Origin of the sequence: Paraneptunicella aestuarii (assembly GCF_019900845.1) — a bacterium.
Classification (GTDB): Bacteria; Pseudomonadota; Gammaproteobacteria; order Enterobacterales; family Alteromonadaceae; genus Paraneptunicella; species Paraneptunicella aestuarii.
On the sequence record NZ_CP074570.1, the window covers coordinates 3,766,375 to 3,792,000 of the forward strand.

Sequence of the window (25,626 nt, forward strand, 5' to 3'; positions counted from 1 at the left end):
TTTCAGACATCAATCTTTACCTGAAAAGACTTAAAGAGAGTTTTAAATCAGGGGTAACAATCTCATCTTCGATGCACAGGCTTTGCTGGGAATATGTAGAAAGCAGATTAGTGAGTTCTTGTGAGGCTAAGCCAACCTCATACATCAACTCAAAACGAAAGTGACTTACTCAAGCACCTTGGCGCAAGTCACCGAAATATAGCAGGGGATATTACATTGTTAAGGTAAGTGGTAAGGAAACACACAATGAATTAACTGGATTCATCATGCAAAACAACAGCAATCTTCTCACCGACACTACCAAAGTTTTCCACTCCACGTGTGACCACGTCCTGCGCTTCATGGATAACATCAATATATTTTGGGTCACCTGTTTCAATGAATTGCGACAAAGCCACCCCAATTGCAGTGCTACTCAAACTGTTCAAGTTACGCAAGTTGTCCGTCGCATCTGCCAAAGCCAATGCCGTCGACTGAGCGATAGACTGCTTTGCATTATTCACCGCTGTATAAGCGGGTTCAGAAGGCTCTTTATTCGTGTACATAGATAAACCTCAAAAAATGAAATTCGCCAAACTCTGGTAGAAACACATGCAAACCTATGAACTATTCAGATCATAGATTCACCCGCTCAACCAGAGGGAAGCCTCTATCGAGCAAATGCTCAATAGAGGCCAGATTCATTAAGAATCTTTTTCAATCACACCTTCAGCGGCACGACCAATAACAGAGCTACCGATAGACATCAGTGAGTTCACGCCTTGGACAGTAGCAGCTTGCATTGTGATTTGCGCTTGCTGTTGTGCAGCAGTCGCGTTGTGAGCAGCATTACCTAACGCCTGGCTGGTAGACATCAACAAGTTGCCCATAGCCATTGCTGGAGATTCGCCAACAACTTTAGTGTTTACCTGTGTTACGGAATCAGTGATTTGTTCATTTACTGGCATAGCAGTATTCCTCTTTTAGTTTAAACAAATGAATTAATTGCAAAACGCAATTTATTTGGAAAAATTAACCTTTTTCCAGGATTTCTTCAGCGCCACGACCCGTTACCGCTGTGCCCGTTGCCATCAGAGAATTAATTCCCTGAACAGTGGCAGCTTGCATGGTAATTTGGCCTTGTTGCTGAGCCGAAGATGCATTCAAAGCAGCAGTGCCTAAAGCCTGGCTGGTAGGCAAATACAAGCCGCCCATTGCCATTGCTGGAGACTCACCCACTGCTTTGGTGTTGACCTGAGTAACAGAATCAGTAATTTGATCATTTACAGGCATCGCCTTTTCCTCATGTTAAATTGATGAAACAACCTCTATTGAGAGATTAGCCCTTCTCAATAATGCCCTCGGCGCTGCGGCCTACAACCGAGCTACCAATAGCCATCAAGGAATTCACACCTTGTACTGTCGCAGCTTGCATTGTGATTTGAGCTTGTTGTTGTGCCGCAGTCGCGTTGTGAGCAGCATTCGCTAGCGCCTGGCTGGTTGACATCAACAAGTTACCCATTGCCATTGCTGGAGATTCACCAACCACTTTGGTGTTAACTTGTGTTACAGAATCTGTAATTTGCTCATTTACTGGCATAATTAATTCCTCTATTAATTTCCTAAAAAGTTATCTGGGTTATTCCGAAAAAAGGGTTGAAACCACTTAACCTTTTTCCAAAATTTCTTCTGAAGCACGACCAATCACAGCAGCGCCTATCGCCATCATGGAATTGACGGCTTGTACGGTTGCAGCCTGCATCACAATTTGTGCTTGCTGTTGGTCATTAGCTCCGCCATAAGCGGAAGTACCTAATGCTTGACTGGATGACATGAACAGATTGCCCATCGCCGAAGCAGGCGTATCACCAAGCACTTTGGTATTGGTCTGGGTGATGGAATCTGTTATTGATTCATTAACTGGCATACCTAATTCTCTCCGTTATATAAAAGACACATGGAAACACCGTATTTGGCGTTACCCTTTCTCGATAATTTCTTCAGCACTACGCGCGAGAACCGAGCTACCAGTTGCCATCAGTGAGTTAATGCCCTGAATGGTTGAGGCCTGCATTACAATGCTTCCTTGCTGGTTTATTTCTGTTGCATTATGCGCAGAGGATCCTAGCGCCTGGCTGGTTGGCAAAAATAAGCTACCAAGAGCCACTGCCGGGGCACTTCCAAGACTCATGGTATTCACCTGAGTAATGGAGTCTGTAACTTGCTCGTTTACAGGCATTTTCATGTCCTCGTTAATCTAAAAATGATTACTCTATGAGTAACCGACTTATCCTGAGTAACACCGAAAAAGCATTCAGTGCCTCTCTGAATACTTACTTGGTTTGTGCCGCACCAATCGCTTGGATAACACCCACGCCAAATGACGTGTTCGCGCTGATAATGATGTTTTGCTGCTGCTGCACAAAAGTGGCATTGTGAGCGGCATTGGCTAATGCCTGAGCGGCAGACTGAACCAACATGGAACGCGCTATTCGCGGAGAATACTTGTCCAGTAATTGATTGGTTTCTTCTACTACATTGGTGTCGCTCATGCTCATACCCTGATATTCAACGATGGTGCTATGCTAAAATCTCAAGCCCGAAAAGAATCGGTTTAAGCTACGCTTGATTAGGCTTTTTTAGGGAAGCTTTACAACCATGAAATGTTTTTGAAAAAAATTAAAGTTGGCAGCGAAAACCTATAAATTCAAAGAACAAAAAATAAGCAAGCACTCACATACTTAAAGTGTTTTACTTCAAATAAAGGGGGTAAGGTGAAGCAGAAAGATAGGTGTGTATTTGACAATAGCGTTTGAAAATGGTGCTTGAAAAAAAGCGGGGGAAAAGAAGACACTTGCTGGCTCATCCCTGAACTCAGCTCAATACAAATGTTGCAATATGGATTAGGGTAAATTAACCGTTCTTACACAGATTTTTAAAATTACGAGGCGTCATGCCAATCAAGCGCTTAAAGATTTTCTCGAAGTGACTCAGATCTCCAAACCCCACTTCCAACGACACATCGGTAATACGAATGTTTGGCTTGGAACGAATAATTTCTTGCGCTCGCTCAACACGCATACGAGCCAAAAGCGGTTTAAAGCTCACTGCCAAACAGCTCTTAAACAGAAAGGATAAATGAGAAGGACTAATAAAGGCATTGTTAGACAAAATGGTTAAAGTCACTTCCTGACAATAATGATTACTCAGATACTTTAATGCCTTCTGGAGTCCAGGATGGATCCCTTCAAGCGCTTCAAAACGCTTGTTCAATAGAATATCGATCAGTAAGTCGGTGTTCTGTTTCAGATCTTTTTCAGTGGGAACAAATCCAGGTTGTTCGAACAGGTTCTTAGGCTCAGTTAATACCTCGGGCGCAAATTGCTCAATTTCAGCAAGACCAATATTTCCACTATCGGACAAGCTCAGTAATCGAACAATAACGCGCTCTAACTCGTCATAATTCTCAGGCCAGTGGTACTTTTGCAAAGTATCAATCGCTTCGGAGGAAATGCTCTGGTCATCATCCAGGTGGTATTCACTGACCAGCTTTTCAATAATGCTGGGAATATCTTCTCGACGCTTTTCCAAAGGTGCAATCCAGACACTTAAAAAGTTAAGCTCCGAAAACAGCTTTCTGGAGAAACGCCCCTGCTCGACCAGTAAAGGAAGAGAGTGTGTTGTGGACGCCAGCAAGCGCACATTGCTAACATTGGCTTGCACATCAATTAGCCCGGTTAACTTCACTCGCGAAGATAGCAATTCAGTTAATACGTTTTGTTGATCCAGAGACAGTTCATCAATGCCATTAATAAACACGCATCCACCCTGGGCACGTTTCAATCCTCTAATAAGCTGACGTTGGAAAGTGACGACATTGGCGGACGCACAATTCACTTCAATGAAAGGCTTCCCGGACAATTGGCTATTGCTATGAATAGCACTGGCAACAGCCAGTTTCTCACAGCCTTGAGCACCACCAATGATCACCGGGCAATTAGCGCTTGAGGCTTTTTCGATAAAGGCTTCCAACTCAAGTAAGGCGTCGCTATACCCGGCCAAACTTAATTCTTTACCAATATAGTGCTGGATTAATTCTGTCGCTTGAAATCGCTTTAATAGCAAAGCAATTTTATGAGTTAGGGCAGGTACAATTCCATTTCCTTCACTCTCAAAACCAGAGCTGTTAGTAATTTTTAAATCACCTAATTTCTGTTTCTGATATAGAATTGGATAGGTAATATAACTCTCACTTCGCTCATCATATAAACCCAATTTTATTTCCGCTGGCAGTGCATGTTCCAATGAAGTTTCATCCAGATGAATTAATGCTGATTTAAAATGACTATCAACAATAGTTTGATTCAAATGGTGTTGAAGAGAATCTGTTCTATTCTCATTATATGAGAACTTATTTACTGCATAATTATGGCTCATTTTACAAGACTCCATTTTACATTCCTGATAAAAATTAAGGCGAAAAGGAAGTCTTGAATGCACTACAAAAACATACTTACAACCATCAGGAAATGCATTAAAAAATGAGCATTTCACATCAGTTTAGTACTGCCTCATACTCCCTTTAATATTTCGCACTTCTCAATAGGGAGCTTAAAATTAATAGAAACAGGGCCTCGTTAATCGGGTTAATTTATGCCCGTTACTATATTTGGAAAATATTTTTCGTCGAAAATGACGATTTTTCCAAAACAAAGAAAATACATATTTGAAAAATTAAAACCATTACAAATTCTTACAAAGAATGTATGAGGAGTATCTGACAAGATGGATAAATAAAAGAAGGTAAGTTCGATTATTAATAAATTTTAATCAAGGATATTTTTGAAACCTAAATATTTCATTTTCGACACTAATATATCCAGGAGTAGCAATTCAACTTTTTTCGCCAAAAAGTAAACAATGTGAATATTTATTGATTTTTCATGAAATTAATAACTTAAATAAAAATTATCGAAACTTTTATTTAAATAAAAAATTTCATGACCAATATGAATAACGAATTTCATCGAAGATCTGTTCCAAAATAGAAACATTCATTAGCTGGCAAATCACTATTATCGAATTTCCATTACTTATAGAAGAATCCTGGTGGTTCAAAACAGGCACTCTACATAACTGTCCAAATAATCAGTCACCTACAGAAAATGATAAGTACCTCCCAGGCACGGATGAATAAAGCCTTGAGGCGAGATATAAAACACTGCCCAGCCAATTCCGAAACAACAAATTATGAAGGGATTGAAGGGTGCCATGAGCCATGAATGGCGTGTCAGGATTGAAATGATTGGCAAACGCTTGCAATGAATTGGGGAAAAGGCCTGCGCTTTTATCAGCTATGTACATCATCACCTTATACAGTTTCTAACAGCAAAAACGACTTGCACCTCTCCCATTTCCACTAACAGTCAATGTTAATAAATAATTGTTCCAAACTATCAGTCAGCAACAGAAAGTTTTGAGCAGACTCTCAGCCCTGTTTTTCACTTAATGAATCGGCGAAGCGGCTGTGCAGCCTCAATGGATTCCTTTCTTAAATAAAGAGGCGGCAAGTCTGCAATAAATTTCTGTGGCGAACTTGCAGTTAATCACACTTATTTAGAAAGCAGATGTCACCGCACTGGTTAACACCTGCATAGCAGCATTAATCGCTTTTTGAATTTGTGATTTGGTTTGGATCTCCAGCCCCACCAATTGGGCTTCCAGCACCTGCTTTTCTCTCTCCAATTCCTGTTCAAATTCACTTTGATCAATATCGCCATTCATGAGTGCCTGAGACAGTTCTTCTATCGCCGCTTTATGGTTTTGTAGCGCTTGCTTCATTTCGTCTGAAAACTGTTCCTTGCCTTCATCAACAGCATTTCCGGCACTTTTCACCATGTCGTCAAACACACGGTTAAAATCAATACTCATAATCATTCCCTCCAAGTGGAACTGGTTAACCTAAACTCGGGATAAGAAATACATTCCAACGCACCGAATGTAACTTCAAAAATTACGATATTTCTTATCCAAAGTTCAGGTTAGTTAACTGGTTTAATTAATGGGTTTAGACAATTCGCCAGTAATCATGGCGTCGAATACTTGTGTAAACTGCTCACGATGCCTTTTGATAATAAAATCAGACACCGTGTCTTTTTCCTGATGCGCCTTCTTATCCTGCAACCACAGGTCAATGGCAATATCCACCTGCTTCAAGGTCAACTCATTCATAGGGCGGTACTGCTGCATTCTGCGTAACGCATTTAACTCAACTTCAATATCAATATATTGAGAGTCGGATTGTGTGTAGGTACGCTCCTCTTTCGGCAGATACATTAGCCTTAAATAGAACCCATCAATTCTTGACGACACCTGCATCATTTTGTTGAAAGAGACTTGGTCAAAATCCGAGATAATCTGCATTGAGCAAGCCGATGCCAACAAGGCCATTAGCAGCACAGCATAACGAAGTGGTTGTTTAATCAGATATTTCATCACCGGTTCCCCATGATCCTGTTATTGTAGTGTTCCCCGCCAGGTTAAGCGGTGAGATAACAATGTATACGTAAACGTGAAAGATAAACACGGAAAAATCCATTGAAGATCCTGCGAAAAATCACCGAGCAGGATTTTCATATAACGATAGGATCAAGGCTTCAAAGCGTGATGTAACGAGGTCTTAAAATGGAAGGTAGCCCAGATAAAAGCTCTCAGGATCAGATCAAACTATTAAAGTCGGTATTGAAGATGCTGCGTAAAGCAGTGGACAACCCGGACTTAACGCCCAAACAAGTCAAATCACTCAGTACCGTGAACAAAGATTTATTAAAACTGCTTATTGGTCAAAGCACACCGAAGCAGGTGCAAGACTCGTTGGAAAAATTTAATAAGGCATTAAGTAAGACACTCACAATGAAACCTGTTGTTCCAAGCCAGAGTTCTTCATCGGAGAGCGGGGCTTCCTCGGAAAGTAGTGCTTCATCGGAAAGCAGTTCTTCGTCAGAGAGAGGTTCGTTTTCAGGTGATGACTCCAACTCAACCACTTCCAACTCAGGCACTATTCATTCAGAAAAAACACCGAAATAGACTCAGTCACCCATAGAAATTTATTGAAAACTCGCCGTAAATTATTACTGGGAGGCTCACACTTATTTAACCTGATGTGATGCGTCTTTAGGTTTGTCGATGCTGTTGCGAATATTATCGATAACTTTATCCATAATGGAAAACAACACTTCAACGTTGTATCCCATCAGAAATGCCATTGCCATCGGTGACATTGACACCAGCGCCAGCTCATCATCAACCCTTAAGATCCAACCGATAACCAACCCGCCGAGCGCTCCCAGGGTAATGCGCAGTCGATAGCGGATCTCGCTATCAAAGCCATAAGTTAACGACTTAATTTCGCGCGCCAGTTCTCGTAAAACAAAAATCAACGACCCCAACAAGCCATAAAGGAGGGGTAAAACATAATTCTGAAAAGCACTCAGAATAAATTCGGCTGACAGGATATGCTCAAAAAAGACGATCCGAACTTCATGCATACTACGCTGTAATTCAAGGGCTTCGATAGCATCAAGATTCAACTTTTCATTTTCCAGCAAGCGCTTACGTTTTAGTTCATATTCTTGTTGAAAATACTTGGGCAATTCATATTCGAAAGAGGTTCCCAACGACCATACCCGGCTCCACCCCAACAACAAACGATAGTTGGCATCCAGACGCTGGTTATCGACTTTCAACTGTTCCTGCAACTGCTTCTGCTGTTGTTCGTCGCCTTTCGTTTGGGTCAAGTGCAGGATTGTACTCTCCCGGGAATCGAAAAGATCTTTCAGGTTATTGTGCAGGTCATTGCCAAATAACCAGTAAATCTGGGTGAACACCAGGGTAAACAGCACGCCTAACGCATACACTCGGTACAGGGTAACCGCAGATTCTGCCTGGGTTTTGGGTCGCTTTTTATCTCGTTGTTTAGGAATAACCGCATTAATGGTATCGATGGTTACCGGGTAAACCATGCTGGCAAGTTTGTCATAAGCCATGAAAAGCGAGTGTTCGTCTTTTTCTGTCCAATCGTTGTTAAGCAGCTTGTATTTGGCAGCGACAAAACTCTGAGTCAGTTCTGCGTCTAACGTCATATCTCCTCCCCGGGAGATATAGCAAATCAACCGTTGACCATCTTCAACGGTTTGACGTACTTCCGGAGAAATATCAGAAATGCCCATTCCTTTATTGGTACGTAACGTGTTGTGACGTGTAGACATGTGATGTTCAACTCAGTGTTAAATAAGTGTAATTAACTGCAAGTCAGCCACAGAAATTTATCGCAGACTCACACTGATTCAGTCCCTTAAATCTGTGAGTCTGCTTATTCACTTCAACAAATCAAGCTTCAACAAACAGTCATTTAGTAGCTGAATTCAGATACCTTATGATCCTCTTCGTTCAACAACTGAGCGGTATCGCCTTTGTTGTTCCATATGGCTCTTTTGCTGTTAAAGGAGAAGCCTCCGAATTCAGGATGCGCCTCATTGGTATAAACTCGAAATGCGCTTTTCGGAGCCAGGTAGGTTTGCTCAGGAAACGTGTATTCCTGTCCACCGCCTGATGTAATTTTCCAGTTGCACAGTTTCAGGTGCATGTCGCTGGTATTTCGGATCTGGATATACTCATCACCTTCACGACCCTTTTCCTGACCATCGAACTCAATATGTTCAATGACCACACTCTGAGAAGCCGGTGCTGCGTAGGCAATGCTGGAGATAAGCTGTCCTTTGGAATTGAATAGCTGACCAACATCTCCCTTGTTATTCCAAATGGGTTTTCTGGACTCAAAGCTATATTCATGACCAAATTCGGTATAAATGCGAATGATTTGACCCGATTTAACTTCACTCCCTACCGGGAAAATGAAGTCTTGCCCTTCGTCTCCCGCGTTAACGCGCCACAGAGACATATCAATTGAGCAAGGTGCGCTATTGTAAATCTCAACATATTCCTGAGCGCCCACCTGAGAGGCTTGATAGTTGATGCCAGAAAATTGCACGCAGTAAGGTGCAAAAATCTGCAATGCGCTATTCAACCACTGATGATAAGGCAACACTGCCGGATTGCTTTGCGACTCAGCCAGATGCCGAGTTGCAGTTTGCATTTGATCCCAGCATTTTTCACTGTCTCTCTCATATGGAAAAGTCTGTAACTGTCCCATAAACCCATTCATATCAAACTGACTCATAATTGTTCTCTTCCTATGCAATGTTTAAAACGTGTTTACAGCGATCCAGATAGTCTTTGCGATCATCCAAACCGTGGGTTCCCCCATTGATCTTTTTCGTGACTGTTAGCACATCATCATTGTCAGCCACTTCATTCAGGTTACGGCTGTTCCAATACCAACATGCCACAGAAACAGACACTTTAGGGTCATCGCTAACCAGATCCGGGTTGGCGATTAAGTCCAGGCCAATTTTCTGAGAGCAGGAGTGATAGTTGTCTTTACCGGTTAGCTGAATCAATCCTCGTCCGCGATATTTCCATCCTTCGCCACTTTCGCTATCACCATTGCCCATTCGGTTAGCGTAAACCACATTGGCAATACGCTCGGGTTGGCGGTGGTATTCCTGAGCCATTTCATCCGTCGTGAAATACTTACCGAATACCGATCGTAATGCGGCCGCGCTATAGTTCAGGTTTTCAACGGAATGACGTAACGCGCCGCTTTCATGCGCGACCTGCGCGATAAAGTGAGCAACACGTAAGGGTGTATCAATGGAAAACTGGGGTAAAACGTCATTCAACGCAGGCAAATATTTAGCCAGGTTTTCCTCGCTGGCGTTGGGGATCATTGCCTTTAGATCATCAGCTGATATTGGAAACATACAATTTCATCCTTTGAGTCAGATTATTTAACTTATTCGTTTCTGCAATCTGGTGGCATGTTCGACACAAGCATTAATGTAAAAAGCGCTGTGTAAAAACAAATCCCTTTGCATATATCCATCTAACCACGTCATTGCAGGAAAACCATCTTTGAATACGAAAGCTTGCAGGCTTACACTTTTGGCTGCGGTCGCCATTGGAACTCAGGGTGCTCCTCAGCCCACTTAACACACCACTGATAATGAATTGCCGAAGCCATTTCCATCAGGTGCAATGTGCTATTTTGGGAAATATTGACCGTGCCATAACGCGTTGTGGGTAAACCATCGATCACCCCCAACTCTTTACGATGCAGTTCATCAAATTGTCCGGCATTACGGTTCCAGCGATGATGCTCTTTAAGCTGCTTTGCCAGTTCAGTTTTACGCCATAGTTGCTCGCTTTCTGCAACCGCGAACAATTTGGTGTCATCCAGTTGATGAGGAGCGTCGATGCAATTCAGAATGTCATCTGGCAAGGCACAAGGTTGATTGTGCTTATTCACAAGCAGATCATTTTCACCGCCCAGACAACTCACCATTAAAGTACGCAGCCAATACCAGGCTTGGCGATATTGTTGTGGATTATCACGAAACAGGTATCCACCTTGTTTTAACCAGGCAGCCGGGTAGATGAATTTCAACCATGAGTAATCAGGGAAATGCCCCATTTGACCGTGACCACGACATGCGGCATTACCCGGAGCATTAGGTGCAGCGGCGCAATCGGTATCCTCAGCGAGTACCCAAAGCGTCCCTTTCCAGCTAGTGTTCTCTAAAATGTCGGGGGCTCCTGTTGAGGCATACACATAATTCAGCGTACCTGCACCATTGATTTCCTTACTGGCAATGCCACTAAAATCCTGATGTGCCCAGGTATCAGCCAAAACATGCATACGCACGCCCAAAAGCACCAAGGCAAGCTTTTTAGGGTCTTTCACTGGTGCATAGGGCACATTGCCCAGATAACGCTTTAAAATCGGCTCTATTTCACCCGACTTGGCCTCAGTAATCTGACGATATTTAACGATGGTATCCAGCATCATATGCAAGGCAAAAGGGCTGAATGGACGGCACAGAAGAGGTTTTTTACTTGGCGTTAAATTGGTTTCTCTGGCTTTAAAATGCTGTTTGAAATCCGTTACCCACACAGGCAATGGATCTTTGCCCCAATACTGAGACAAAACGTCTCTTTCATCATGTGCGCGATTACCCGGAGGAAAATGAAATGCATTCCAAAGATGCTCGTCATAGTCGCCAATCATTTTCCAGTCGATCGTCTGACAGGAAAGGTGGGGATAGCTAATCTTCACAACCTCTTGTTGCTGTTCATTTTTTAACGACCAATAAGACCAATAGTCCGAATTGAAAAAATCAACGAACTCTGCCGCATTCGCAATAAGGGTCGCTTCTTGCCCGCTAAACCCTGCATGTAATGCCGCTGTCGCTGTGCCGTAAAAATGAAAATCAGTATCCATTAGCTCTCCCCACCTAAGACCTGCCAATCTGAAAAATCGGTACGGACGCTCACTCCATGCTAAATGCCACGCTCGTCGCTAACGGCTTTCGTACCAAATCATACAATGCTGTTTATGCTACTGTTCAGGGGAAAAGAAACTTGTCAGAAATAACGAAAAATACTGGCAATTCAGGCATGAGAAAGTGGATTGGACGATTCAGCATGAATCAATGTCAGGAATAAAAAAGATACTGAGAACTCATACTGCAGGTTCCCGAATGAGAACCTGCACAAACACTTCAACAAACAACAATCCCTGAATTCACCAATTATCCAGTTTTCGGATATCCATCCATTCTTCACGATGAGAGATAAAACTTTCTGGCAAACGAAAACGAACCACTTTTAATGATGCGATATCAAACCGTTTACCAATACGAATGTTTTTAACGTACCCTTCCGAATTCATCTCATCTTTCGCGATATCTTCTTTAGGATCTTTTTCTTTAGGGATTTGGACTTCACTATTCATGCTATGAGTCTCCTCAAATGATAAAGGGCTTATGCCTTTAACCAGGCTTAGCCTGGTTTTAGTGGCGCAAATAAATGCGCTTGCCACCGGTTCTCGGGCAACGGTATTCAACATCAACATTCACCTTGTGCTCTGGGTCGACGTAGTGTTCAAATTCCGATTCTTCCAAACCCGACTCAAGAAAATGCTTCACCACAGTATCCTGTCGTCTGTCGATATTGCGGAAGTTGGCGACCCGGTGACGAACAGCTCCCCAATCGAAAGGTGGCATCCTGGCTTCAAACAATAATTGTTCATAAGGAATGTAATCCCGCTCGTGCTCCCTGATTTCCCTTTTGCAGCTCTCAGTGTGAGGACTACAACCGAGTAATCCAGTGTTTCCCATTCCGGTAACACTCATCACAAAGCCCCAACCATGCATAGCTACAGCTCTCAAATTCTGAAACCCATAACCTTCTGTCTGCACGAAAGTATTGCCATTAGCACGAATACCATTCTCATCAGGCACCAGACCAAATAAAATGTGTCCGCCTGTTGGCAAGTCTATTCCATATTGTGGATAGTCATTTTCATCACCACAGGGATAACCATCAGCGATAGTGTAATGAGATGACAATTGAAAGGGTTGATGCCGCTCACTTCTTGGAATTTGTGAGTCTTTGGCATAGCGGTAGAAACTGGTCGTTTCCGGCGCGGCTGCAAATTGGCGTAATTCTGAGTAAATTTTCCCCTTGTCATTAAAGACAATGTGCGCCCCCTTGTAATACTCAGCTAATGCTGAAGGGGATATTCGTGTGTAAATATGATCCTGTATGACCATCACAAAGCTGTATTCTGTGGGATATTTGTTTCTTAAATCCAACAGAATCATATTGAGTTTTATCTTTTCGTTACGTGACAAATCTCGCGTTTGATAGCGAAACCCTGATCTATCAGTTGCCATAACAATCTCCCGAATTATGTGTTATTTGCACCCATATCCGGAAAAGCCAGCAAATGGATCAGCTAAGCCGCGAAGACTCTAGATCAGAAATAATAAATACAACGAACAACTGGACAACTCATCTGATTAATCAAGCTCTAACAACGGTGAATAGACTGCAACTGCACTTCCCGGACTGGGATATTAGGTTTTTTATTTCAGAGCTCTGAATAGAGGCTCTTGCTACCAGATTATGTGCTGCAAGGGAGGGAATACTCGGGGGAAATAACGGTTAATTTTTAAACCACACAAATTAAAAAGACGGATTAAGAATAATAATATAGATATTAATATCCCCAACTAACTCAATATGTTAGATGAAATATATGAAAACTACTCTGAACTTGATTCACTTTGACCTTCAGCACCCATAGCTTGTTTAAAGATAACGCCAGCCTGAGTGCGATTATAGACCTGTAGCTTTTTCAGGATTGCCGAAACATGTTGTTTGATCGTGGTTTCCTGCACATTCAGCTCATAGGCGATCTGTTTATTCAACAAACCATCAGCCAGTAGTTTTAATACACTGAACTGATGCGGTGTTAGCAACTTCAACTTTTCCGCAAACTGCTCAGATTCGGGCTCATTAACGTGTTGTAACTGCAAAGAAATGTTTTCCGGCAACCACTGTTCACCGTCAAGCACCGTCTCAACTGCTTCTGATAACACGGAGATAGGAGATGATTTTGGAATAAATCCACTAGAACCAAAGTCCATGGCTTTTTTGATAGTAATGGGATCTTCCTGCGCAGAAACAACCACAACAGACACGCCAGGAAAGGCATTCACGATTGAGGTCAATCCCGTCAGACCGTCATTACCAGGCATGTTCAAATCCAGTAATACCAGCTCAACACTGTCATTTTGTTCCAGAAGGGAAACCACTTCCTGAAAATTGGCAGCTTGCAAAATCTCACTTTGCAATACGGTAGCAACCGCTTGAACCAAGGCACTTCTGAATAATGGATGATCGTCTGCGACGATAGCTTGAGCCGACATACTTACTCGATATGAACGTTCAAAAATGAGTGACTAATTAAATAGGACTGAAATGGGATGTCAAGTTCTGAAAAACGCCAGAGAGCCCCAAAGAAACATATCTGACCAGCTGCTCCATTCTCACTAAGCAACCCCTCCTCTCCCAATGAAAAGCCCCCCAACAAAAAGTCACCCAACAACAAATAGTCCAAAAATAAAAAAGTCAGCCACCTCAATAATGAAATGGCTGACCAACAACACACAATGATATGTTAGAACTGATAACCAACAGTCAGGTGAATCGTTCTTGGATCACCGTAGTAACCAATTAGCGTGTTATCACCGCCCAAGCCCGGTATGTAACTGCCATCATTAGCCACTCCGACGAATTGATAACCACCTACCAGATATTCTTCATCAGTCAGGTTTTTAACGTGCAGGGCAGCCGTCCAGGCACCATCAGGGTGATACCAGTTAAGCCCCATATTCACTAAGCCATAACCATCCTGCACCATCAAATTGTCCAATTCATCAATGCCGTATTCGCCACGATAGTAGTAGTTAGCGTTAAATACCCAATCCCCCATGCTGTTTGAGAATGCATAATTCGCAGCAATGTTGGCGGTTAATTCAGGCGTGTTAGAAATAGTGAAGTCATCAGCACGGTTTTCACCATTGATAATGGCTTCTTTAAACTCGGCATCAATGTAGCCAATGTTAGCCGTAAAGGTGAGGTCATCAGTAGCTACGTAGGTTAAATCCGCTTCAATCCCCCAGGATTCCGACTTACCAATGTTACCCAGGAACTGATTCAGCACTGTCGCATCTTCAGAAGGTTCAACCGTAATGTATTGACGATCTTTATGCTCCAAAGCGAATACGGTTACGTTAGCACGGAATACGTCATTCCAGTCACTCTTCATGCCCACTTCAACAGAATCAACAATCTCTGGGTTAGCCGCATTCTCATCGCTGCTGGCTCGAGGGTTAAAAGTACCTGATTTGAATCCTTGACCATAACTGGCGAAGAACATCACATCATCATTCATTTGATACTCAACTCCGATGCGAGGCGTAAAACGAGACCAGCTTTCAGATTTAGGCGCATCTAAAATGCCATCGCCATCCGTGTCTACACCTAACACCATTGGGAATGCTAATGCAGCGTCACGGACATAGCCCGGAATCCAACCAGATTCAGGGTAAACATTTGAGAGTGTTGTCCCATTACGTACAAACGCTTCTTTTTCATCATCTGTGAAACGAGCACCAACAGTTATAGACCATTGGTCAGTCAAATCAAAAGAGCCCTGAGCATAAGCCGCCACACTGTTACCATTGTTACAACCAGAGACTTCACGAGTAAAACCGGTTGTAAAATCAGGAAATATTCCAGCGTCCCTTAAATCCAGACCCAGCACTTCCAAAATCGCATCAAATGTACCGCAAGACTCTGCGTCGTAGTAATACAAGCCACCAACTAATTTAAACCCACTGCCGTAATAGTTAGCTTGTAATTCATGAGTTGTTTGTTCATCTTCATAGACTGCTGGAACATCGAATATACGCAGAGGAGTGTTGTCGAAGTCGATATTGGTTGGAGAATAACCTTCGCGATCAGAGAATACATATTTGAGTGTTAACTCATCAGATACTTCCCAACTGGCCGTAAGATTAACACCTTCCATTTCAACTTTATTATAGGTTGGCATACTCGTATAAGAGTCAAACACACTATCTGGTACTGGGGCATTCGTCCGAGTGCTAGGAAGAAGACGATAACCGCCTTTGGCGTTGGAATCGTCTTCAGTTTTGTCCCAGTTCAGTTTCAGGAACAAAGAATCGGTTGGGCTCCATTCAAGCGTTGCACGTGCAGCCGTTAAATCCTTGTTATAGTTTTCCAAATCCTGATTAGGCAAATCGGAAATCAAATATTCCCCAAAACCGTCACGATTCAACGTGGCAACACCAAAGCCAAAATAAAGCTTGTCATCAATCAGTGGCACTTGACCAGTTAATTTCAGGTCACGTTGATTATAGCTACCAATGGTCGCTTTAACGTTCATGGTAGTATCACCCACCATTGGCTTGGTCACATATTTGATGGCACCACCAATGGTATTTTTACCGTATAGTGTACCTTGAGGACCGCGTAATACTTCGATTCGCTCTACATCCAACAGATCAAGCACAGCGCCTTGAGGACGAGCAATGTATACGTCGTCAACATAAATACCAACACCGGGCTCATAACCCCAAAGCGGATCTTGTTGACCTACACCACGAATAAATGCAGTAATGGTTGAGTTAGTACCACGACTACGCTGTAAGGTAGTATTAGGAGAAAATTGTTGAACTTCAGTAACGACTGAAATCCCCTTTTCAGCCAGCTGCACTTCACCAATAGAGGTTACTGCAACAGGGACTTCCTGAAGGTTTTCCGCAATTTTACGTGCAGTGACTTCGATCTTTTCCAGACCAGAATTGTTGTTTTGCTCTTGTTCCTGAGCAAACGCACTGCCTGACATTGCGATACAAACAGCCAAAGCACACAGGCTGGGGCGTGAAGAAATTACGTGATAGGGTGTGTTCATACTACTAATACCTTTATTTACCTTATAGCGGTCGGTTCGAAACAGGTTTTATTGTGATAAAACTCAACGCAATGTGCTGTAACGCACTTTTTTGTTGTTTTTAACTTCTATGGCGTTCCGTTCATTCGCACCGTCTTAACCTGAACTCGGGATAAGAAACGTTAAACATTCAAATAAATTAATTACCATTTATAAAAACCCTTGCTTAAATTGCTCACCCAAGTTGAACGAGTGGGGTTGAACGACTGGTTTTTATCAAAGCACCTAACTTGCCTGAATGTTATTAATCAGGATGACTCGAATAATGGATTTATCACCCTATTCACCCGCAACTACCCCTGTGTTTTAGGCGCCATTCCTGAATAACACGCACATGTTCTAACGTTTCTTATCCCGAGCTCAGCTTAATGTACACTTACATATGTGAAAGCTGTGAACATTAGCCATGCGGGAAGAGAATACCCTAGTTGGCCTAATACGTATGCTGTACGATAGTACTATGGTCAATCCGGCTTAGTTGTAACAACATACCTATCAAAATGTTTTCCATCCAGAATGTCGCCTTTCTTTATGAAAGCGAGTTCGGTAAGGTCAGAACAATTCACTTCGTTTTTTAAGGTATTAATATGCTGAGTTTTCTTGGCCTCGTGGGCGGATTAGCCTTGCTCATTTGGCTCACAATTAGAGGGATGAATTTGTTCATCGCAGCGCCGCTTTGCGCTCTAATTGTTGGTTTAACCGGGGACTTACCCGTATTCATCGGCGATCAGAACTTTGTGACCAGTTATATGTCTGGATTCTCGGGCTTTATCGCTTCCTGGTTTTTCATGTTTTTACTGGGTTCTCTGTTTGGCAAGTTCATGTCAGACACAGGCGCAGCCGACTCCGTCGCTCGCTGGATTGTCGGTAAATTAGGTGAAAAACATGCTGTTGTCGCAGTGGTACTGGCTTGTGCCGTATTAACCTACGGTGGCGTGAGTGTTTTCGTTGTGGCCTTCTCGGTATACCCAATGGCCTTGAGCTTATTCAAAGATGCCAATTTACCACGCCGCTTTATTCCCGCAGCTCTTGCCTTCGGTTCTGTCACGTTCACCATGACCTCAGCAGGTTCACCAGAGATTCAAAACTGGATCCCGATTAAATATTTGGGAACCTCGCCTTTTGCCGCTTGGGAAGTGAGCCTTGTCGTAGCAATTGTTATGGCAAGCTTAGGTTTTGCGTGGCTTAACCGCATGATCAAAAAAGCGGTTGCCAACGGCGAGCATTTTGAAGCGATGGCAGGCGATCCTGATATCCCTGAGCGTAAGTTACCTAGCCCAATTACTGGCGTGATCCCGTTATTGGTTGTACTGATTATCTCTTTCAGTTTCCATGAATCACTGCAACAACTGGCTTTAATTCTGGCTTTGGGCGGTGGCGTGCTTACGCTAATGATCATTAACTTCCAATACTTTCACGACCTCTCTAAAGCCGTTAACGAAGGTACAACCGGAGCCTTGGTCGCTATCGGTAACACCGCTGCTGTGGTTGGATTTGGTTCCGTTGCCAAAGCAACACCCGCATTTATGACTGCTGTAGAAATGACAACCAGCATCCCGGGCAATGAATTAATAGGCGCAGCAGTTGCCGTAAGTATTATTGCCGGTTTAACGGGTTCAGCCTCTGGTGGACAAGCCATTGCGCTTCCTTTAATTGGGCCGCATTACCTTGATCAGGGTGTCGATCCTGAACAGCTGCATCGTATTGTCTCCATCTCTTCCGGAGCCATTGATTCACTGCCTCACAATGGTTATGTGGTAACAACAATTCGTGCAATTTGCCGAGAAACCCATCAGCGCGCATATGCAGCAGTTGGCGCACTGACAGTTGTCATTCCGTTAATAGGTTTGGCTCTGGCAGTAACTTTATTCAATATTTTCTAAAAACGACCAGTTCCCGGGGCTTGGTACGTAATGGGTAAACAATAAGTAGTCATTGGCGAGGAGAGGCAACTCACCTCCATTGTTTCAGGTATATAAACATGTCTCTACATTCTGGTTCTTCTGGCAAGAAATCCGTCAAACAGAAGCTCTTCCACTTTAGCCTTTTTGCCAGCGCAATTGCGATTTCCTTTTCAAGCTACAGCGAGCCGCTGGCACTAAATCTGGATTTATCGAAAACCACAGTATCCGGATTATCCAGTGGAGGCTACATGGCAACACAGTTTCATCTGGCTCATTCTGAGTTAGTTCAAGGTGCCGCCATGATCGCCAGTGGCCCTTATTTCTGTGCTCAAAACAGCCTGACCACAGCGTTGTCGCAATGTGTGGGAAAATCTGGAGCATCAATTGAGCTAAATGCTTTGGAAACCCAAATAGACCGTTGGCAGCAAGAAGGCAAAATAGCCGACACCAAGTCTTTGCAAGACGACAAAATCTGGATATTGGGCGGTACACTGGATCAGAAAGTGGGGCGCAGTGTTGTATCGGCTCTTAACCAGCAATACCAACAGTGGATACCGAAAGACAATATTCAATATGTGCAAGACAAAGCCTTTGCTCATCATTTTCCAACAGCGAATGAAGGGAGCGATTGTAAAAAGTCAGAATCACCTTACATCGGCAATTGTCAGTTTGACGCCGCAGGCTCTTTGCTTACTCAGCTGTATGGCAATTTGACCCCTGCCACTCAAGCGTCGCAAAGTCACATTCATACAATAAGCACGGAACAATTGCCGAAGGAACAACAAGACACGCTAGCGACAGAATCTTATTTATACGTGCCTGAAAACTGTGCTGAAGGTAAAGCCTGTTCACTGCATATTAGCTTCCACGGTTGCAATCAAAATGCCGAAGCCATTGGCACTGATTATGTTACCAAAACTGGCTTAAACCGATGGGCCGAGAGCAACAATATTGTGGTGCTTTACCCGCAAACCAAAAACAGCACAGTACTCCCTTTCAACCCTCAAGGTTGCTGGGATTGGTGGGGTTACACCGATGGCGATTATGCCACTCGGAATGGTAAGCAAATCAAGGCGGTATATTCACTTATTCAACAGATTTCCGGGAGACAAAATGGCTAGTCAAATGAACAAAAATATCTTGGTGACAGGCGGAGCCAGTGGCATCGGTTTTGCCATTGCTGAATACCTGGGCAAGCAAGGTAATCATGTCATTATTGCTGACTTAAATGGTGACGCAGCCAATTCAGCCGCAAACAAATTAAAAGAACAATCTATTTCGGCATCAGCCATTGAAATTAATGTAGCTGATAGCGCTGCTATTGCATCGCTTCCTGAAAAGCTGGCCGACACTCCGGTTGATGTTTTGGTCAATAATGCCGGTATTCAACACGTATCCAGGCTGGAAGATTTCCCGGCGGATAAATGGAGTTTGCTAATACAGGTTATGCTGGTTGGCCCAGCCATGCTAACACGCGCCCTATTACCAACCATGAAAGAACGCGGTTATGGACGAATTATTAACGTTGGTTCCATCCATTCTCTTGTGGCTTCTCCGTACAAATCAGCTTATGTAGCTGCGAAACACGGTTTGCTGGGATTTGCTAAAACTCTGGCTCTGGAAACAGGCGACGTGGATGTAACCATCAACACCCTTTGCCCTTCTTATGTGAAAACCCCTCTGGTTGAAAAACAGATTGCTTCACAGGCGAAAGAACATGGCTTATCAGAAGAAGAAGTGGTGAACAAAATCATGCTGGAACCCATGCCTAAGAAGGCATTCATTGGTCTAGATGAGTTAGCTGAGACAGCCGCTTTCTTGATGAGCAATGCCGCTAGAAATATCACAGGACAAACCATTGTTCTGGACGGTGGCTGGACAGCTCGTTAATCTTAATTTTTACTGATGACTAATATGCAAATGGCGGCCTAGGCCGCCATTTTGTTAATTCATTCCTGAACTTTTAAGACTTCTGCATCCGAATAACAACGCGTCGGTTTTTCGCTCTCGCCAGACTATTGTCGTTCGGTGAAATATGGCGACGCTCACCGTGTCCGGTCACTTCGATACGTTCAGCTGCAACGCCCATTTTTTCAAAGAAGGTTTTAATTTCGTTGGCGCGTTTTATGGATAACTGTTCATTGCTGTAACGACCACCGTAGCTGTCGGTATAACCATCCAGTAATACCAGTTCCAAGTCAGTGTCTTCCTTCAAATATTCGCCAATCATATTCAGCTTTTGCTTGGCTCCCCGAGTAAGGTTAATACTGTTCTTTTCGTAAGAAAGCACTGTGTAGGAAATGTCATCAAAGCTGAACGGCAATAAATTGGAAACGCAATTGACAAAGCTCTCATAAGGCAAAGCGAAATTACTGGCATTCAAGGCAACCGCAACACTGTCATAACGACTGTACCAGTCTTGATAATAAATGGTCGGCCAATAACCTTTTTCCAGTTCAGACAGCATGGTCCATGCGGCCTGTTCAGGCAAATCGCTATCATATTGCTTGCGAATATTCATATCGGCAATAGGACGCTGTAATTCGCCGGGCATCCAGCTTGGCGGCACAGAATAGACATAAGCCATGCGATAGTCTTTCGGAAGGCGACGCATATCCAGAGTGAATTCCATGTTCAAATGCTTGCTGGCAACACTGGAAAAGATGGCTTTACCGTAGCCGGGCAAATCATGGGTAAGCGTACACTCAAGGCGATTGGGAACGTTGATACTCCATACGGAATCTTCAACATTCGCAGAATAGTGGCGAACGCTGGCACTAGCGCCGAAGGAAAATAATAAGAAACCAAATACTAACTTTTTCATACCGGTGGTGATCCCAACTATTCAAGTTCAAGCAGCTCAAGCGCAAACTAATCAAGCGACTCAGGCAAATGTAAACTCTTGCTTCTACTTGTATCTGTTTGCATCGGCTTACCTGAACATGCCAAAACAAACTGGAATATATTGCAACTCTTTGGCTTTGTATCGGCATATAAGCCAATCACTTAAAGGCTTTTTGAACAAGTACCGTTTCACTTGGAAACACTACGCAAAAAAACCAGCCCCAGATGTGTCTGATTCCTGAAAATCCAATAGTCTCAATACCCGGCTCTATGCCTTATTTCCCTATCGTTATTTCTAAAAGCTAGAAACCTGTAGAGCCGCCACCGGAACCAAGCTTACTACCAATTCAAATAAAACATCAAGTATAGCTTAAGCAAACAGGCATAATGCTTTACAAACCCTGCAAACTGTTCCCCCTTGCATACATAGCACTTTGATGATTTTTTCGCTTTTCATTGCTAAAAGTACCAATAAAGATCGGCACACAGGTTGTATTTTGCTAGGATCGCCTCTGGTATTTTGCCTTGGTTGCGATAATTTATGGAGTTAAGCTCATTCGATATGTCCATGCCGGAAGATAAATTCCAGCTATGTAACCGTTTCCGTGGATATTACCCGGTGGTTATTGACGTAGAAACCGCAGGATTTAATGCATTGCAAGACGCTTTGTTGGAAGTGGCTGCAGTCACTCTCAAAATGGATGAGAACGGTCAGCTACACATGGACAAAACCTTTCATTACCATGTATTGCCTTTTCATGGTGCCAATCTGGAACAATCAGCTCTGGATTTTAATGGTATTGATCCTTACTGCGCACTACGTGGCGCTATTTCTGAACAGGATGCCATTACCGATCTTTGCAAACACATCCGTAAAGGACAGAAACAGGCAAACTGCCAACGCTCAGTGATAGTGGCGCACAACGCAGCCTTCGATCAAAGCTTTATCAATGCGGCGATTGATCGTGTTGAATTAAAGCGCAGCCCATTTCATCCTTTCGTGTCTTTCGACACAACCAGTCTGGCAGGATTAGCATTTGGTCAAACCGTTTTAGCCAAAGCCTGTAAGGCTGCAGGCATGGACTTTGATCAAAAAGAAGCGCATTCAGCCATTTACGATGCACAAAAAACAGCGCAACTATTCTGCACTATCGTTAATAAATGGCACGATGGTGTGGGTTGGCCGATGAGCTAATCAGGCTCCCTGAACTGAAAAGAAAAAAGGATGAAGCCTTACGACTTCATCCTTTTTTGAAACTGAATTTTCAGCAGCTAACGGATTATAAGTTATAGCTGATCTGAGTTTTCAGACAAGTATGCAGCAACACCTTCCGGGCTTGCATTCATGCCTTTCTTACCTTCTTGCCAGCCAGCTGGGCAAACTTCACCGTGTTCTTCGTGGAAGTTCAACGCATCAACCATGCGCAACATTTCGTCGATGTTACGGCCTAGAGGTAGATCGTTAACAACCTGATGGCGAACGTTACCAGCAGCGTCAATCAAGAAAGAACCACGGAAAGCAACACCAGCTTCTGGATGCTCAACATCATACGCTTGGCAAATTTCATGCTTAACGTCAGCAACCAAAGTGTACTTAACAGGGCCGATACCACCTTTTTCTACTGGAGTGTTACGCCATGCGTTGTGAGAGAATTGAGAATCGATGGAAACACCAATTACTTCAACACCACGCTTTTGGAACTCTTCATAACGCTTGTCGAAAGCGATCAATTCAGAAGGACAAACAAAGGTAAAGTCCAGAGGATAGAAGAAGATAACTGCTTTTTTGCCTTTGATTTCTTCAGACAAAGTGAAGCTATCTACGATTTCACCATTACCTTTAACAGCGGCTGCAGTAAAGTCAGGAGCTGGACGACCAACTAATACACTCATTGAGTTCTCCGATAAATGTATAACATTGAAAAGAATCGCTAAATAATATTTGCGAGCGTGTTCAGCCGCTCCTACTGAGTTAGAACAGTGTGCCGAACTTAAACGCGGCTATTACACAAAAACAGTGCGCAAAATCAGCTAAAAAATGCACAACTCTAACCCAGTAGGAGTAGGCTGATACACAATATAGTGACGGTTAGTAAAAAAACCAATTGATTTAGTTAATTGTCTTATTCGATAAATTCAATTCATGGCAATCAAGATGAACGAATCAGCCGAATATTTGATCACAAAATAATATGATTGAACAAAAATTCCTCTTGCATTATTACAAATAACAATTATTATCATTTACAGTAACATTTAAGAAAGAAACTTAAGAGAAGTTGGTATAGATAACTCTCTCAGGTCGTTACAAACAACAACGTTTTTACTTACAACCCGAGCAAAAGAGACCCAAATGTACGTTTGCCTTTGCAATGCCATCACCGACCGAGCTATCCGCAAAGCCGTGGAAGAACAAGGCGTGGGTAACATTCGCGATTTACGCCGTAGCCTTGGCGTTGCAAACCAATGTGGCAAGTGTGCTCAGGTTGCTCAAACCATTATCGACCAAACCATAGTCGATAGCTCATTGTTTAAAGAAGTATCCTGAGACGTCTAAAGTCTTCGCTTCTATCTCATCACAAGTTCATTCTATTCTGCTATTCACAGACTATTTTAATTAAGAAGAAAAGACCCGCTCGTCTGTTTAACTGAAAGGAAATGGGTGCATGTGAGCAGGGCGTTTAGCCCCACTCTCAAAAAAAGAAATCGGTATAAGAAGCTATTCTGCGTCGCCAGCCGCTTGCTGAGCTCTGGCAGCGGCTTCTTTGATAATAGGCTGCAACTCACCTTGCTGGAACATCTCCATAATAATGTCACAGCCACCAATCAACTCACCTTCAACCCACAATTGCGGGAAAGTCGGCCAATCAGCATATTTCGGCAATTCAGCACGAATATCAGGGTTCTGCAAAATGTCGACATAAGCAAATGGCTCACCACAGGAAATCATGACCTGAGCAGCTTGTGAAGAAAAACCACAGCTAGGCAGCTTGGGAGACCCTTTCATGTACAAAAGAATGGGATTTTCGGAAATTTGCTGTTTAATTTTATCAAGGGTTTCCATTAAGTTTTACCTACATCAAAAATATCAAATATTAATTCGCATCTTTGCCTGTTGAAAAGCCGATTTCACAGGAGTGCTAACAATTAATGATAACGCTCTCTTTTCTCAACAAGCAAACTGACATGCCAGACAGATGATTATTGTGTCTAAATTTAGCTTTTCAAGTTCTTCTTAATTCTTTTTCTTATAACATTTTCGAAAAAAGCATCTTGTATTTATTCGAGCCATACCCATATCGGGTGACAGCTCAAAACGAGACAATTTATACGCAAAAAGTTGTCATCCAAGTCTTTAATTTGAAGTATTTCCGTACTAGGATTGCAACCCAACTCAATACTGGAGAATCACCATGGCTTTTGAATTACCCCCACTCCCATACGAGAAAAATGCCCTAGAGCCGCACATTTCTGCTGAAACTCTTGATTTCCACCACGGCAAACACCACGCAACTTACGTTGCCAAGTTGAATGGCCTGGTTGAAGGCACTGATATGGAAAACAAATCTCTTGAAGAGATTGTTAAAACTTCAGAAGGCGGTGTATTTAACAATGCAGCTCAAATCTGGAACCACACTTTCTACTGGAACAGCCTGAGCCCAAATGGCGGCGGCGAACCAACTGGCGCATTAGCTGACGCTATCAATGCAAAATGGGGTTCTTTTGAAGACTTCAAAGCAGCGTTCAACGACAAAGCAGTAAACAACTTCGGCTCTAGCTGGACTTGGTTGATCAAAACTGCAGACGGCGGCCTGGATATCGTGAACACGAGCAATGCAGCAACACCGTTAACAGAAGACGGCGTTACTCCTTTGATGACTGTTGATTTGTGGGAACACGCTTACTACATCGACTACAGAAACTTGCGTCCTAAGTATATGGAAGGTTTCTGGGCTTTGATTAACTGGGATTTCGCAGCGAAAAACTTCGGTTAATTACCAGAATTAAAAATGATTTTTAGAGCCCTCTTTCGAGGGCTCTTTCATATTCAAAATTCAGACACGCATTTTCACTCAAATCGTAATTCCCCCAGACACTATCTAATACGACGCCCCTAACGAAATCGTTCAACAAACAAGCACCTGCCCCTATACTTTCGTCTACATGGAAAATTTTTTTTATTTTCTTAACACCTTGCCAGCTCAGTCTTTGCGCACTCTGTAACGAATTTACTACTTTAAATTCAGATAATTGCCCCCAAACATTTATTGGACAATAACCTATTTCATGGAGTAGCTTTTTAAACATAGTAGCGGTAAATGAAAGAGTTCGAAGTAATGGAGACAGAACAACAAACTGATCTCCATCAATAGCGAGCAAAATATTGATAATAAA

28 protein-coding genes are annotated in these 25,626 nt (G+C 43.0%); 7 read left to right on the top strand and 21 right to left on the bottom strand.

What is annotated here, in order from left to right; translation table 11 throughout:
• Window positions 1-251: 251 nt before the first annotated feature.
• The 10 genes from KIH87_RS14450 to KIH87_RS14495 form a co-directional block, all read right to left on the bottom strand.
• On the bottom strand, window positions 252-545 hold the full coding sequence (locus tag KIH87_RS14450) for a hypothetical protein (protein WP_232358561.1): 294 nt from the start codon (window positions 543-545) through the stop codon (window positions 252-254).
• A gap of 138 nt (window positions 546-683) precedes the next feature.
• On the bottom strand, window positions 684-947 hold the full coding sequence (locus KIH87_RS14455) for a RebB family R body protein (RefSeq protein WP_232358562.1): 264 nt from the start codon (window positions 945-947) through the stop codon (window positions 684-686).
• Window positions 948-1,011: 64 nt separating this feature from the next.
• Complete coding sequence (locus tag KIH87_RS14460; RefSeq protein WP_232358563.1) at window positions 1,012-1,272, bottom strand: RebB family R body protein; 261 nt, start codon at window positions 1,270-1,272, stop codon at window positions 1,012-1,014.
• 46 nt (window positions 1,273-1,318) lie between these two features.
• Window positions 1,319-1,579 (bottom strand): RebB family R body protein, encoded by a 261-nt coding sequence (locus KIH87_RS14465; protein WP_232358564.1) that lies wholly within the window; start codon window positions 1,577-1,579, stop codon window positions 1,319-1,321.
• Window positions 1,580-1,645: 66 nt separating this feature from the next.
• Window positions 1,646-1,906: a RebB family R body protein gene (locus KIH87_RS14470; RefSeq protein WP_232358565.1), complete on the bottom strand. Its 261-nt coding sequence runs from the start codon at window positions 1,904-1,906 to the stop codon at window positions 1,646-1,648.
• 51 nt (window positions 1,907-1,957) lie between these two features.
• On the bottom strand, window positions 1,958-2,218 hold the full coding sequence (locus KIH87_RS14475; protein WP_232358566.1) for a RebB family R body protein: 261 nt from the start codon (window positions 2,216-2,218) through the stop codon (window positions 1,958-1,960).
• Window positions 2,219-2,312: 94 nt separating this feature from the next.
• Window positions 2,313-2,531, bottom strand: coding sequence for a RebB family R body protein (locus KIH87_RS14480; protein ID WP_232358567.1), 219 nt, complete (start codon window positions 2,529-2,531; stop codon window positions 2,313-2,315).
• A 361-nt stretch (window positions 2,532-2,892) separates the two neighbouring features.
• On the bottom strand, window positions 2,893-4,416 hold the full coding sequence (locus tag KIH87_RS14485; protein ID WP_232358568.1) for a sigma 54-interacting transcriptional regulator: 1,524 nt from the start codon (window positions 4,414-4,416) through the stop codon (window positions 2,893-2,895).
• Between the two features lie 1,179 nt (window positions 4,417-5,595).
• Entirely contained in the window at window positions 5,596-5,910 is a 315-nt protein-coding gene (locus tag KIH87_RS14490; protein ID WP_232358569.1) for a hypothetical protein, read from the bottom strand.
• 123 nt (window positions 5,911-6,033) lie between these two features.
• Window positions 6,034-6,474: a hypothetical protein gene (locus KIH87_RS14495; RefSeq protein WP_232358570.1), complete on the bottom strand. Its 441-nt coding sequence runs from the start codon at window positions 6,472-6,474 to the stop codon at window positions 6,034-6,036.
• A 189-nt stretch (window positions 6,475-6,663) separates the two neighbouring features.
• On the opposite strand from KIH87_RS14495, the gene KIH87_RS14500 reads away from it, so the two are divergent.
• On the top strand, window positions 6,664-7,065 hold the full coding sequence (locus KIH87_RS14500; protein WP_232358571.1) for a hypothetical protein: 402 nt from the start codon (window positions 6,664-6,666) through the stop codon (window positions 7,063-7,065).
• A gap of 62 nt (window positions 7,066-7,127) precedes the next feature.
• On the opposite strand, the gene KIH87_RS14505 is transcribed toward KIH87_RS14500, so the two are convergent.
• The 8 genes from KIH87_RS14505 to KIH87_RS14540 form a co-directional block, all read right to left on the bottom strand.
• Entirely contained in the window at window positions 7,128-8,246 is a 1,119-nt protein-coding gene (locus KIH87_RS14505; RefSeq protein ID WP_232358572.1) for a hypothetical protein, read from the bottom strand.
• A 143-nt stretch (window positions 8,247-8,389) separates the two neighbouring features.
• Window positions 8,390-9,217: a lamin tail domain-containing protein gene (locus KIH87_RS14510; protein WP_232358573.1), complete on the bottom strand. Its 828-nt coding sequence runs from the start codon at window positions 9,215-9,217 to the stop codon at window positions 8,390-8,392.
• Window positions 9,218-9,230: 13 nt separating this feature from the next.
• Window positions 9,231-9,860 carry a glycoside hydrolase family 19 protein gene (locus KIH87_RS14515; protein WP_232358574.1) on the bottom strand — a complete coding sequence of 210 codons (630 nt, stop codon included), beginning with the start codon at window positions 9,858-9,860 and terminating at the stop codon, window positions 9,231-9,233.
• A gap of 173 nt (window positions 9,861-10,033) precedes the next feature.
• Entirely contained in the window at window positions 10,034-11,377 is a 1,344-nt protein-coding gene (locus tag KIH87_RS14520; protein ID WP_232358575.1) for a DUF6765 family protein, read from the bottom strand.
• Window positions 11,378-11,680: 303 nt separating this feature from the next.
• Complete coding sequence (locus KIH87_RS14525) at window positions 11,681-11,890, bottom strand: hypothetical protein (RefSeq protein WP_232358576.1); 210 nt, start codon at window positions 11,888-11,890, stop codon at window positions 11,681-11,683.
• A gap of 58 nt (window positions 11,891-11,948) precedes the next feature.
• The gene (locus KIH87_RS14530; RefSeq protein WP_232358577.1) at window positions 11,949-12,833 is read right to left on the bottom strand and encodes a hypothetical protein; all 885 of its coding nucleotides are present in this window, start codon (window positions 12,831-12,833) and stop codon (window positions 11,949-11,951) included.
• Between the two features lie 372 nt (window positions 12,834-13,205).
• Entirely contained in the window at window positions 13,206-13,871 is a 666-nt protein-coding gene (locus KIH87_RS14535; RefSeq protein ID WP_232358578.1) for a response regulator transcription factor, read from the bottom strand.
• Between the two features lie 251 nt (window positions 13,872-14,122).
• Window positions 14,123-16,444, bottom strand: coding sequence for a TonB-dependent receptor (locus KIH87_RS14540; RefSeq protein WP_408635757.1), 2,322 nt, complete (start codon window positions 16,442-16,444; stop codon window positions 14,123-14,125).
• Window positions 16,445-17,070: 626 nt separating this feature from the next.
• Between KIH87_RS14540 and KIH87_RS14545 the strand changes: the two genes are divergently transcribed.
• From KIH87_RS14545 to KIH87_RS14555, 3 genes are all read left to right on the top strand, one after another.
• Window positions 17,071-18,366: a GntP family permease gene (locus tag KIH87_RS14545; protein ID WP_232358579.1), complete on the top strand. Its 1,296-nt coding sequence runs from the start codon at window positions 17,071-17,073 to the stop codon at window positions 18,364-18,366.
• A 98-nt stretch (window positions 18,367-18,464) separates the two neighbouring features.
• On the top strand, window positions 18,465-19,508 hold the full coding sequence (locus KIH87_RS14550) for an extracellular catalytic domain type 2 short-chain-length polyhydroxyalkanoate depolymerase (protein ID WP_232358580.1): 1,044 nt from the start codon (window positions 18,465-18,467) through the stop codon (window positions 19,506-19,508).
• The gene (locus KIH87_RS14555; protein ID WP_232358581.1) at window positions 19,501-20,277 is read left to right on the top strand and encodes a 3-hydroxybutyrate dehydrogenase; all 777 of its coding nucleotides are present in this window, start codon (window positions 19,501-19,503) and stop codon (window positions 20,275-20,277) included. Before KIH87_RS14550 ends, KIH87_RS14555 begins: the two co-directional genes overlap by 8 nt.
• A 73-nt stretch (window positions 20,278-20,350) precedes the next feature.
• On the opposite strand, the gene KIH87_RS14560 is transcribed toward KIH87_RS14555, so the two are convergent.
• Window positions 20,351-21,211, bottom strand: coding sequence for a flagellar protein MotY (locus KIH87_RS14560; RefSeq protein WP_232358582.1), 861 nt, complete (start codon window positions 21,209-21,211; stop codon window positions 20,351-20,353).
• A gap of 588 nt (window positions 21,212-21,799) precedes the next feature.
• Here KIH87_RS14560 and rnt point away from each other — a divergent pair.
• Window positions 21,800-22,426 carry a ribonuclease T gene (gene rnt / locus KIH87_RS14565; RefSeq protein WP_232361497.1) on the top strand — a complete coding sequence of 209 codons (627 nt, stop codon included), beginning with the start codon at window positions 21,800-21,802 and terminating at the stop codon, window positions 22,424-22,426.
• Between the two features lie 92 nt (window positions 22,427-22,518).
• On the opposite strand, the gene KIH87_RS14570 is transcribed toward rnt, so the two are convergent.
• Entirely contained in the window at window positions 22,519-23,124 is a 606-nt protein-coding gene (locus tag KIH87_RS14570) for a peroxiredoxin (RefSeq protein ID WP_232358583.1), read from the bottom strand.
• A 460-nt stretch (window positions 23,125-23,584) separates the two neighbouring features.
• Here KIH87_RS14570 and KIH87_RS14575 point away from each other — a divergent pair, with 460 nt between their 5' ends.
• Window positions 23,585-23,779 carry a (2Fe-2S)-binding protein gene (locus KIH87_RS14575; protein ID WP_232358584.1) on the top strand — a complete coding sequence of 65 codons (195 nt, stop codon included), beginning with the start codon at window positions 23,585-23,587 and terminating at the stop codon, window positions 23,777-23,779.
• 171 nt (window positions 23,780-23,950) lie between these two features.
• Here KIH87_RS14575 and KIH87_RS14580 read toward each other — a convergent pair whose 3' ends face one another.
• On the bottom strand, window positions 23,951-24,295 hold the full coding sequence (locus KIH87_RS14580) for a Grx4 family monothiol glutaredoxin (protein ID WP_232358585.1): 345 nt from the start codon (window positions 24,293-24,295) through the stop codon (window positions 23,951-23,953).
• Between the two features lie 349 nt (window positions 24,296-24,644).
• On the opposite strand from KIH87_RS14580, the gene KIH87_RS14585 reads away from it, so the two are divergent.
• A complete protein-coding gene (locus KIH87_RS14585) occupies window positions 24,645-25,226 on the top strand; it encodes a Fe-Mn family superoxide dismutase (RefSeq protein ID WP_232358586.1) in 582 nt (193 codons plus the stop codon).
• Window positions 25,227-25,626 lie beyond the last annotated feature (400 nt).

What these genes read in the sequence shown, in the direction of transcription:
- KIH87_RS14450 (WP_232358561.1), bottom strand. Translation starts at nt 545, where the DNA reads ATGTACACGAATAAAGAGCCTTCTGAACCCGCTTATACAGCGGTGAAT.
- KIH87_RS14455 (WP_232358562.1), bottom strand. Translation starts at nt 947, where the DNA reads ATGCCAGTAAATGAACAAATCACTGATTCCGTAACACAGGTAAACACT.
- KIH87_RS14460 (WP_232358563.1), bottom strand. Translation starts at nt 1,272, where the DNA reads ATGCCTGTAAATGATCAAATTACTGATTCTGTTACTCAGGTCAACACC.
- KIH87_RS14465 (WP_232358564.1), bottom strand. Translation starts at nt 1,579, where the DNA reads ATGCCAGTAAATGAGCAAATTACAGATTCTGTAACACAAGTTAACACC.
- KIH87_RS14470 (WP_232358565.1), bottom strand. Translation starts at nt 1,906, where the DNA reads ATGCCAGTTAATGAATCAATAACAGATTCCATCACCCAGACCAATACC.
- KIH87_RS14475 (WP_232358566.1), bottom strand. Translation starts at nt 2,218, where the DNA reads ATGCCTGTAAACGAGCAAGTTACAGACTCCATTACTCAGGTGAATACC.
- KIH87_RS14480 (WP_232358567.1), bottom strand. Translation starts at nt 2,531, where the DNA reads ATGAGCGACACCAATGTAGTAGAAGAAACCAATCAATTACTGGACAAG.
- KIH87_RS14485 (WP_232358568.1), bottom strand. Translation starts at nt 4,416, where the DNA reads ATGAGCCATAATTATGCAGTAAATAAGTTCTCATATAATGAGAATAGA.
- KIH87_RS14490 (WP_232358569.1), bottom strand. Translation starts at nt 5,910, where the DNA reads ATGAGTATTGATTTTAACCGTGTGTTTGACGACATGGTGAAAAGTGCC.
- KIH87_RS14495 (WP_232358570.1), bottom strand. Translation starts at nt 6,474, where the DNA reads ATGAAATATCTGATTAAACAACCACTTCGTTATGCTGTGCTGCTAATG.
- KIH87_RS14500 (WP_232358571.1), top strand. Translation starts at nt 6,664, where the DNA reads ATGGAAGGTAGCCCAGATAAAAGCTCTCAGGATCAGATCAAACTATTA.
- KIH87_RS14505 (WP_232358572.1), bottom strand. Translation starts at nt 8,246, where the DNA reads ATGTCTACACGTCACAACACGTTACGTACCAATAAAGGAATGGGCATT.
- KIH87_RS14510 (WP_232358573.1), bottom strand. Translation starts at nt 9,217, where the DNA reads ATGAGTCAGTTTGATATGAATGGGTTTATGGGACAGTTACAGACTTTT.
- KIH87_RS14515 (WP_232358574.1), bottom strand. Translation starts at nt 9,860, where the DNA reads ATGTTTCCAATATCAGCTGATGATCTAAAGGCAATGATCCCCAACGCC.
- KIH87_RS14520 (WP_232358575.1), bottom strand. Translation starts at nt 11,377, where the DNA reads ATGGATACTGATTTTCATTTTTACGGCACAGCGACAGCGGCATTACAT.
- KIH87_RS14525 (WP_232358576.1), bottom strand. Translation starts at nt 11,890, where the DNA reads ATGAATAGTGAAGTCCAAATCCCTAAAGAAAAAGATCCTAAAGAAGAT.
- KIH87_RS14530 (WP_232358577.1), bottom strand. Translation starts at nt 12,833, where the DNA reads ATGGCAACTGATAGATCAGGGTTTCGCTATCAAACGCGAGATTTGTCA.
- KIH87_RS14535 (WP_232358578.1), bottom strand. Translation starts at nt 13,871, where the DNA reads ATGTCGGCTCAAGCTATCGTCGCAGACGATCATCCATTATTCAGAAGT.
- KIH87_RS14540 (WP_408635757.1), bottom strand. Translation starts at nt 16,444, where the DNA reads ATGAACACACCCTATCACGTAATTTCTTCACGCCCCAGCCTGTGTGCT.
- KIH87_RS14545 (WP_232358579.1), top strand. Translation starts at nt 17,071, where the DNA reads ATGCTGAGTTTTCTTGGCCTCGTGGGCGGATTAGCCTTGCTCATTTGG.
- KIH87_RS14550 (WP_232358580.1), top strand. Translation starts at nt 18,465, where the DNA reads ATGTCTCTACATTCTGGTTCTTCTGGCAAGAAATCCGTCAAACAGAAG.
- KIH87_RS14555 (WP_232358581.1), top strand. Translation starts at nt 19,501, where the DNA reads ATGGCTAGTCAAATGAACAAAAATATCTTGGTGACAGGCGGAGCCAGT.
- KIH87_RS14560 (WP_232358582.1), bottom strand. Translation starts at nt 21,211, where the DNA reads ATGAAAAAGTTAGTATTTGGTTTCTTATTATTTTCCTTCGGCGCTAGT.
- rnt (WP_232361497.1), top strand. Translation starts at nt 21,800, where the DNA reads ATGCCGGAAGATAAATTCCAGCTATGTAACCGTTTCCGTGGATATTAC.
- KIH87_RS14570 (WP_232358583.1), bottom strand. Translation starts at nt 23,124, where the DNA reads ATGAGTGTATTAGTTGGTCGTCCAGCTCCTGACTTTACTGCAGCCGCT.
- KIH87_RS14575 (WP_232358584.1), top strand. Translation starts at nt 23,585, where the DNA reads ATGTACGTTTGCCTTTGCAATGCCATCACCGACCGAGCTATCCGCAAA.
- KIH87_RS14580 (WP_232358585.1), bottom strand. Translation starts at nt 24,295, where the DNA reads ATGGAAACCCTTGATAAAATTAAACAGCAAATTTCCGAAAATCCCATT.
- KIH87_RS14585 (WP_232358586.1), top strand. Translation starts at nt 24,645, where the DNA reads ATGGCTTTTGAATTACCCCCACTCCCATACGAGAAAAATGCCCTAGAG.